The sequence below is a fragment of the Thermoflexus sp. genome (genome assembly GCF_034432235.1).
Classification (GTDB): domain Bacteria; phylum Chloroflexota; class Anaerolineae; order Thermoflexales; family Thermoflexaceae; genus Thermoflexus.
Genome location: NZ_DAOUCJ010000023.1, coordinates 1 through 7701 on the forward strand (window position 1 = coordinate 1; position 7701 = coordinate 7701).

Genomic DNA, 7701 nt, shown 5'->3' on the forward strand with positions numbered 1-7701 from the left:
CTGTTCCACGCGAGCGCGCAGGGAACCCGGAGAGAGCATCCCGTTGTTGAGGAGATCCTCGGGGTCTTCGCCTTTCCATACACGGAAGGCGGCCAGGGCCCGATCAAGAGCCCCTTGCCCCCAAAACGGATGCCGCAGATCCAGCATCAGGGTCGCTCCATGCGTTCGGAGCACCCCCATTCGCTCCAGCAGTTGCTGAAGGAAAGCGAGATAAATGGATCCCTGAGCAGGATCCTCATGTCCCAGCCAGCGCTGCAGGTGCCGCACCCAGCGGATGGGTAGACGTCCTTCGCGGGTCAGGGTGATCTCGGGGAACCGTCGCAGGAAGCGGCCGAAGCGCCCCAGATCCCGTCCCAGCCGCAGAGGGGAAGCCGGGATCACAAGGGAAGGCGCTGGCGGCTCGGGATGGGGAAGGGCCTCGGCCACCTCAACCGGTAGAACGGCCTCCCCTTGGGGGAGTAGGGAGCGGATGGGGCGGCCGGCAGAGTGCCAGTAGATCAGGCCGGAGGCGGCGAGACGGACCGCGAGGGTTTCGAAAGGGGTCCCTGATGTGCCACCCCCCATGATCTCATATAAAATCAAAAAGGCCAGAGCCGGCATGGCGCCTCCGGCCCGGCGCAGCCCTTCGATCATGGCGCGGCCCTCCGGCGGGAGCTGAGCCCAGAGCGCCGCAAGGCGATCCGGGTCGCCGAGCCGGCCCGCCAGATCATCACCGACAGCGGGCAGCCCCTCCACGGGCCAGCCCTGCTGCTGGAGGATCTCCGCCAGCAACGCGGGCTCATAATAACGAATGACTTCCCGTAATCGCATGGCTGGAGCCCCTTCCCCTCCCCGTTTCGGGGAGGGGGGATTTTCGGGCTCCCCCTTCCCGACGAGGGAAGGGGGCCGGGGGGTTAGGTCTGATCCCCCGGGACCCTTGAGGGGGCGCGGGGGACCGATGACCAAAGTAAGGTCAGAAAATCTTAACGATATCGGTATGATGGAAGGGAACTCGATAGAATGCAGGACTCCGGGAAGAGGCGAACTTTATGGAAACCCAGCGGCTGGATCCCATACAAACCCCTTCCCTTCTGAGAGCAGGCGAGGTCCTGCAGGGACGATACCGCATTGAGCGGGTGCTCGGGACAGGAGGGATGAGCACCGTCTATCTGGCCCTGGACCTCCGCTTCTCCCCGGTACGGCGTCTCTGTGCGATCAAAGAAATGATCAGCCACATCCCGGATCCCCGGATGCGGGCGCTGGCGCAACAGAGCTTTGAGCGGGAAGCGGCCCTCCTGGCCACCCTCAGCCATCCCGCTATCCCCAAGATTTACGATTACTTTGTAGAAGGCGAGCGCAGTTATCTCGTCATGGAGTATATCCCAGGACAGGATCTGGAGACGCTTCTGCGGCGCACGGAGGGGATGCTGCCGGTGGAGGATGTGGTGAACTGGGCGCTCCAGATCTGCGATGTGCTCCATTATCTTCATTCCCAGCAGCCGCCCATCATCTTCCGGGATCTCAAGCCGTCCAATATTATGGTGGATCCCTACGGGCGGGTGTTCCTGGTGGATTTCGGGATCGCCAAGGTGTTCCAGGCCGGGCAGCGGGGGACGATGATCGGGACAGAGGGCTATAGCCCGCCAGAGCAATATCGAGGCGTGGCAGATCCCCGCACGGACATCTATGCCCTGGGGGCCACATTGCATCACCTGCTGACGCGTCAGGATCCGCGCCTGGAGCCCCCGTTCTCTTTTCACGAGCGCCCGATTCGCCGGATCAACCCGGCGGTCCCGGAGGCCATCGCCCAGGTGGTCATGCGCGCCCTGGAATACGATCCGGAGCGCCGGTTCCAATCGGCCCTGGAGATGAAACAGGCATTGCTGGCGGCGATGGGGATGCGGACGCCTGCGCATTCAATGGCCCCTCGGGAAGCTCCATCCAGGAGCGCGCCGTATCGGGTGAAGTGGACCTTCGTCTGCGAGGATGAGATCCGTTCCCGCCCGGTGGTCGCGGAGGGGATCGTCTTCGTGACCTCTTATGATCATAACGTCTATGCCCTCTCCGCAGAGGATGGAAGGCTCCTCTGGAAGTTTGCGACGGAGGGCGGCATCGGCGGCGCCGTGGCGGTCGCCTCGGATCGGGTGGTGGTGGGCTCGCTGGACCACCGGCTCTACGCCCTGCGGGCGAAGGATGGCGAGCTCCTGTGGGCGCTGGAGCTGGGCGGGCCGATCTATACGACGCCACGGATCGCCGCCGGCCTGGCTTTCCTGGGCGCCGATGATGGGATTTTCTACGCGGTGGATCTGGACAGCGGCCGGGTGGTCTGGAAGATGACCTTGAGCGCCCCGATCCGGTCATCGGCCGGCCTGTATGGGGAGACGCTGGTGATCGGCAGCGAGGACGGCGGGGTGTATGCCCTGGATCTCCAGGGTCGCCTTCGCTGGCAGTTCGTGGCCCGTCGGGGGGTGACCGCCTCGCCCTGGGTGGACGGGGAGCTGGTCGTGGTGGGATCGTGGGACTGGCACGTGTATGCGCTGGATGCCCGGACCGGGTGGGCGATCTGGCGGTTCCGGACCGGGAAGCCGGTGCTTTCCTCCCCCGTGGTCTCGGAAGGCGTGATCTATGTGGGATCGGCGGATGGCTTTCTCTATGCCTTGAATGCCCGGACGGGGAATCCGGTCTGGCGATTCCAGACCGGTGGGCAGGTGAATGCTCCTCCCCTGGTGCTGGAAGGCCGGGTCATAGTGGGAGCGACCGATGGCTGCCTGTATGTGATGGATGCGCGCAACGGGAATGCCCTCTGGTCCTTCCAGACCGGCGGTCCGATCGTCTCCGCCCCGGAGTGGTGGGAGGGGATTCTCTTGGTCACTTCCATGGATTATCGGGTTTACGCGTTAAGTCTTTAACGAGCAGCCCTGCCCTGTTCGGGGAGTAAACATCGGTCCGCGATCCCTTCAGGGGATGAGGTAAACCCTCGCCGGATAGGAGAATAGCCAAGGCATGAAATGGCTCAAGCGCCTTTTCCAGCGACCGGAAACCCGGGAGAGCGCCTCGTCAGTGCCCCCGGACGTCCAGAGGGATGTTCCCGGTTCCGGGCCGGGAACTCCGCCTTCTCCTGTGGAGGAACCGAGGGGAGGAACCCTGCCGCTTCCTCCCATGCCAGCCCAGCGGGCAGGGGGGTTTCGTCTTGGCTGGGCCACGGATCCGGGCCTGGTTCGGCCCAGCAATGAGGATGCGATTCTGATCATGCACTTCGCTTACCAGGGCTCCCGGGAGCTGTTGCCCCTGGGTCTGTTCCTGCTCGCGGATGGGATGGGAGGGCACCGGGGGGGCGAACAGGCCAGCGATCTGGCTGTCCGGGAGATCGCCCGTTATCTGACCACCCGCCTTCTGATCCCTCATCTGGCCCATCGGGGCCCAGACCTTCCGGTTAAAGAGTTGCTGGAGGAGGCGCTGCAGGCAGCCAATGCCCAGATCCTCCAGGCGGTGCCGGGGGGTGGGACAACCGTGGTGGGAGCGCTGGTGATCGGAGAGAGCGTGCATCTGATCCATGTGGGAGACAGCCGCGCGTATCTGGTCTGGCCGGATCGGCTGGAACAGCTCACGGAGGATCATTCTCTGGTCCAGCGGATGATCTCGTTGAAAGAGCTGAGCGAGGAGGAGGCCGCAGGGGTTCCGCGAAACGTCCTCTATCAGGCGCTGGGGCATCCCAGCCGATTGAATCCGGGCTATCGCCGCGTTTCCCTTCCCCAGGATGCGTGGTTGATGCTCTGCACGGACGGATTGTGGGGGGAGGTGCCGGAGGACCGGATCCTGCAGGTCATCTGGGAAAGCACCTCCCCGCATGAGGCGTGCCACCGGCTGGTTCAGGAAGCGAAGGCCGCGGGTGGCCACGATAACATCTCCGTGATCCTGATCGGGCGATGAGCGTTCACGACGAGTTCGTGGACTACTATGCGATCTTAGGCGTCTCCCCCTCCGCGAGCGTAGAGGAGATCAAAAAAGCATACCGGGCGCTGGCGCGGAAGGTCCATCCGGACGTGCGCCCTGAGGCGGGGACCTCTCTGTTGTTCCGCCTGGTCCACGAGGCATATTCCGTGCTATCGGATCCGGAGCAGCGGGCGGAATATGACCGGCGCTGGCAGACGCGGTGGGGTAGCCGGGGAGCGTTCCTCCGGTTCCGCCTTCTGCTGAGCTGTTCTGCTCTGCCTGTCCTCTCCACCTCGCAAATTCTCTATGCGCTGCTCACGATAGAGCCCTCCCGACCTCATCCGATCGCTCGCCAGCCGCTTCATCTCTGTCTGGTGATCGATCGTAGCAATTCGATGAAAGGGGAGCGGCTGGAGCAGGTGAAGGCCGCCGCGCTGGAACTGGCCGACCAGCTGGGGCCTGACGACCGCATGGCGGTGGTGGCCTTTCACAATCGGGCAGAGGTGATCTGGCCCTTGAGCCCAGGGGGGGAGCGTCACCGGCTTTCGATGCGGCTGGAAACACTGAGGGCGGAAGGAGGCACGGAGATCTACCAGGGACTGCTCCTGGGGTTCCAGGAGCTTTTCCGCGCCCGCCAGGCGGGTGTCCATTCCCACCTGATCCTCCTCACGGATGGCCGGACCTACGGGGATGAGGACCGATGCCGGACCCTGGCGGATCAGGCGCGGGAGGCTGGGATCGGCATCAGTGCCTTTGGGATCGGGGAGGACTGGAACGACGCCCTGCTCGATGAGATCGCTGCCCGCAGTGGGGGGGTCTCGGGCTACATTGCATCGCCGGGAGAGATCCGCCGGCGCTTTCTGGAGCATCTGTCTGGATTACAGGATCGTTACGCAGAGGACGTGCGGCTGATGGTGGAGCCCGCGGAGGGTGTGCTGGTGACGGCCCTTTACCAGGTCGCGCCGGAGCTTCGGGTCCCGCCGCGGGAGGATTCCCGCTGGTATCTGGGGGCTTTGCATGCCTCCCGCCCGATTCAAGCGTTGATCGAGTTCGCCCTCCCGCCGCTGGAGCCGGGTTTCCTGGAGGTGGCCCGGCTGAGGGCACAGGTTCGCATCCCGGGGAACCCGCCGCAACTCGATGAGGCCGAGCTCTCCATTCAGGCCCATGCTCTTCCCGAGGAGCCGCTGATGCCCTCCCCGCCCGAGCCGGTGCTGGAGGCCTTATCTCGCGTGGTGATCTATCAGATGCAGGAGCAGGCCTGGGTAGATGTTCAGGCTGGGAGATGGATGGAGGGTGCCCATAAGCTTCAACAAGTGGGCACCCGTTTGCTCGAGCTGGGAGTGAAGGACTTGGCGCGGGAAGCGCTGGTGGCGGCCACCCGCCTGCTGCGGGGCCACTCCGTTTCCAGAAGCCGGCAGCTGGCCTTAAAATACGGGACGCGGATGCTGATGCTTCCGCCGCCCGAGCCGGGAGGAACGCCATGATCGAATGTCCGCTATGTGGCCGGAAATACCCCGTCGGCGCGCTGTTCTGCCCGGAATGCGGGGTCTATCTGCTCACCGGCGGGCCGTTACGCACCGAGCCGCTCCCAGAGGGCGTATCCATTCCGGCGGAATGGCCGGCTGAATCCCCTTCAGTGGCGGATGCCGGTCCGCAGCGCCTGGTGCTTCAGGTGCTGAATTCCGGCCGCCGTGTGGTGATCCGTCCCGATCAGGAGGTCCTGGTGGGGCGGCTGGATGTGGGCCGGGGGATCTTCCCCCAGGTGGATCTGACGCCCGATGGGGGGCTGGAGGGTGGGGTTTCCCGACGTCACGCGCGTATCTTTTTTCATGGCGACCGATTCTATGTCGAGGATCTGGGGAGCACAAATGGAACATATCTAAACGGAAGCCGATTGGAGCCCTACTCCCCCCATCCGCTGGGGGATGGAGACGAGCTGCGTTTGGGGCAGATCTCCATCCGGGTGGGATTCCTGTAGCCCATCCATCCCGGATCGTTCGCGGAGCGGAGGCGAACACCAGCCTGGTATGGCTGTGAGAGGAGCATGCGATGGGGTATACGATCCTGATCCATCTGGTCAACGCGGATCCGATTCTGGCGGAGGTCGAGCGGCTACCGGAGCCTCAGGACCAGGTCCTGATCTGCACCAACATCCGCCTCCGGGATGGGAAGGAGGTGCATTACATCGACCCGGAGGCCGTGCAGGTGATCATCCCATGGCATCGGATCTCCTTCGTGGAAGTCCTGAGCTCGCGCGAAGAGGCCGAGATCATCAGCTTCGTGCGGGAGCGTTGAGATGGCGCCTATCCCTATCCGGCCCGAGACGTCGGAGCGCCGGCGGATCCTGATCGTGGATGATGAGGCGCGGGTGCGGCAGTTCATCCGCCTGAACCTGGAACTGGAAGGCTTCGAGGTCTTTGAGGCCTCCAATGGCCTGGAGGCCTTAGAGAAGGTCAAGGAGCTGCTCCCGGACCTGGTGATCCTGGACGTGATGATGCCGGAGCTGGATGGCTTTGAGACCCTGGCCATGATCCGGGAGGTGAGCACGGTCCCGGTGATCATGCTCACCGTTCGAGCGGATGAAGCGGACAAGGTGCGGGGGCTGGAGCTGGGGGCGGATGATTACGTGACCAAGCCCTTTTCCCCTCGCGAGCTGGTGAGCCGAATCCGGGCGGTCCTGCGGCGGGTGGATACCCCGGCCACAGCCGGGGGAGCGATTCGGATCGATGATTACCTGACCATCGATTTCAACCGGCGGGTGGTCATCGCCGGGGGGAAGGAGATCAAGCTGCGGCCGACGGAGTGGCGGCTGCTGTATCACCTGGTGAATAACGCGGGCCGGACGCTGACCCATGAGAGCTTGCTGGCCAAGGTGTGGGGCTATGAATACCGGGATGAAACCCATTACCTCCGGCTGTATATCAATTATCTCCGTCAGAAGATCGAGCCGGACCCCTCGCAGCCGCGCTATATCCTGACTGAGCGAGGGGTGGGATACCGGTTTGTGGATTTCCGGGGCGGGGAGCTGGAGCGGCTCAAGCAACGGGCGGCGGAGCGTCCGGGGGCTTGACAGAGTTCACCCTCACGCGATTTTCCGGGATGAGGATGAGGAAATGGAGCGCCTGGATCGCATCGTTATTGATCCCGATAGAGGTTCGCGCGGCGAGGGATGTGTTATAATTAAATTGCGGGGCGTGGCGCAGCCAGGTTAGCGCACCACGTTTGGGACGTGGGGGTCGTCGGTTCGAATCCGACCGCCCCGACTGCATGCGGGCGTAGCTCAGAGGGTAGAGCGTCTGCCTTCCAAGCAGAAGGTCGCGGGTTCGAGTCCCGTCGCCCGCTCCTGGATAAGGAAGGGGCTTCTTGTGCTCTTTTGTTTGATCTGGTGGGCCCGTAGCTCAATGGCAGAGCAGCCGGCTCATAACCGGTCGGTTGCAGGTTCGAATCCTGCCGGGCCCACAATCTCCCCTGCAGGGAGGGGCCTGTTTCCCCAAACGCCTGGGGATCCGCCTGCCCAGTGAACCGTTGTCATCCATCATCGAGCGCGCCGCTTGGTTATGAGCGGCCTTTGATCAGAAGATGAGCGACAATGGGGCGGAAGTGAACGGGTTCTGGTCTGGAGATGGCGGGCCTCCATTTTTATCATAAGGGTGCATTCCCCACGCATACCTGGCTTTGCCAGGAGGTGGAGTGACGGAGAATGAGGCGGACGGCGTGGATTCTGACGGGTGCGGCGCTGGTCATTGGACTCGTGACGGTAGGGCTTGGGCTGGGCATCGTGCAACAGGC

7 protein-coding genes and 3 tRNA genes are annotated in these 7701 nt (G+C 63.7%); 9 read left to right on the plus strand and 1 reads right to left on the minus strand.

What is annotated here, in order from left to right; all coding sequences use genetic code 11:
* Nucleotides 1-810: hypothetical protein (locus tag VAE54_RS02325; RefSeq protein WP_322800322.1), on the minus strand; the 810-nt coding region annotated here is incomplete at its 3' end.
* Between the two features lie 218 nt (nucleotides 811-1028).
* Between VAE54_RS02325 and VAE54_RS02330 the strand changes: the two genes are divergently transcribed.
* From VAE54_RS02330 to VAE54_RS02370, 9 genes are all read left to right on the plus strand, one after another.
* Nucleotides 1029-2888 carry a serine/threonine-protein kinase gene (locus VAE54_RS02330; protein ID WP_322800323.1) on the plus strand — a complete coding sequence of 620 codons (1860 nt, stop codon included), beginning with the start codon at nucleotides 1029-1031 and terminating at the stop codon, nucleotides 2886-2888.
* A gap of 340 nt (nucleotides 2889-3228) precedes the next feature.
* Nucleotides 3229-3909: a PP2C family protein-serine/threonine phosphatase gene (locus VAE54_RS02335; protein WP_322800324.1), complete on the plus strand. Its 681-nt coding sequence runs from the start codon at nucleotides 3229-3231 to the stop codon at nucleotides 3907-3909.
* Nucleotides 3906-5396 carry a VWA domain-containing protein gene (locus VAE54_RS02340; protein WP_322800325.1) on the plus strand — a complete coding sequence of 497 codons (1491 nt, stop codon included), beginning with the start codon at nucleotides 3906-3908 and terminating at the stop codon, nucleotides 5394-5396. The genes VAE54_RS02335 and VAE54_RS02340 overlap by 4 nt, the downstream gene beginning before the upstream one ends.
* Nucleotides 5393-5890 (plus strand): FHA domain-containing protein, encoded by a 498-nt coding sequence (locus VAE54_RS02345; RefSeq protein ID WP_322800326.1) that lies wholly within the window; start codon nucleotides 5393-5395, stop codon nucleotides 5888-5890. Before VAE54_RS02340 ends, VAE54_RS02345 begins: the two co-directional genes overlap by 4 nt.
* Before the next feature lie 71 nt (nucleotides 5891-5961).
* Entirely contained in the window at nucleotides 5962-6207 is a 246-nt protein-coding gene (locus VAE54_RS02350) for a hypothetical protein (RefSeq protein ID WP_322800327.1), read from the plus strand.
* A 1-nt stretch (nucleotide 6208) separates the two neighbouring features.
* Nucleotides 6209-6982, plus strand: a complete 774-nt coding sequence (locus VAE54_RS02355) for a response regulator transcription factor (protein WP_322800328.1) — start codon at nucleotides 6209-6211, stop codon at nucleotides 6980-6982.
* 118 nt (nucleotides 6983-7100) lie between these two features.
* Nucleotides 7101-7175, plus strand: a tRNA-Pro gene (locus VAE54_RS02360).
* A 6-nt stretch (nucleotides 7176-7181) separates the two neighbouring features.
* Nucleotides 7182-7254, plus strand: a tRNA-Gly gene (locus tag VAE54_RS02365).
* Nucleotides 7255-7299: 45 nt separating this feature from the next.
* Nucleotides 7300-7371 (plus strand) — tRNA-Ile (locus VAE54_RS02370).
* Nucleotides 7372-7701: the final 330 nt, after the last annotated feature.

What these genes read in the sequence shown, in the direction of transcription:
- VAE54_RS02330 (WP_322800323.1), top strand. Translation starts at nt 1,029, where the DNA reads ATGGAAACCCAGCGGCTGGATCCCATACAAACCCCTTCCCTTCTGAGA.
- VAE54_RS02335 (WP_322800324.1), top strand. Translation starts at nt 3,229, where the DNA reads ATGCACTTCGCTTACCAGGGCTCCCGGGAGCTGTTGCCCCTGGGTCTG.
- VAE54_RS02340 (WP_322800325.1), top strand. Translation starts at nt 3,906, where the DNA reads ATGAGCGTTCACGACGAGTTCGTGGACTACTATGCGATCTTAGGCGTC.
- VAE54_RS02345 (WP_322800326.1), top strand. Translation starts at nt 5,393, where the DNA reads ATGATCGAATGTCCGCTATGTGGCCGGAAATACCCCGTCGGCGCGCTG.
- VAE54_RS02350 (WP_322800327.1), top strand. Translation starts at nt 5,962, where the DNA reads ATGGGGTATACGATCCTGATCCATCTGGTCAACGCGGATCCGATTCTG.
- VAE54_RS02355 (WP_322800328.1), top strand. Translation starts at nt 6,209, where the DNA reads ATGGCGCCTATCCCTATCCGGCCCGAGACGTCGGAGCGCCGGCGGATC.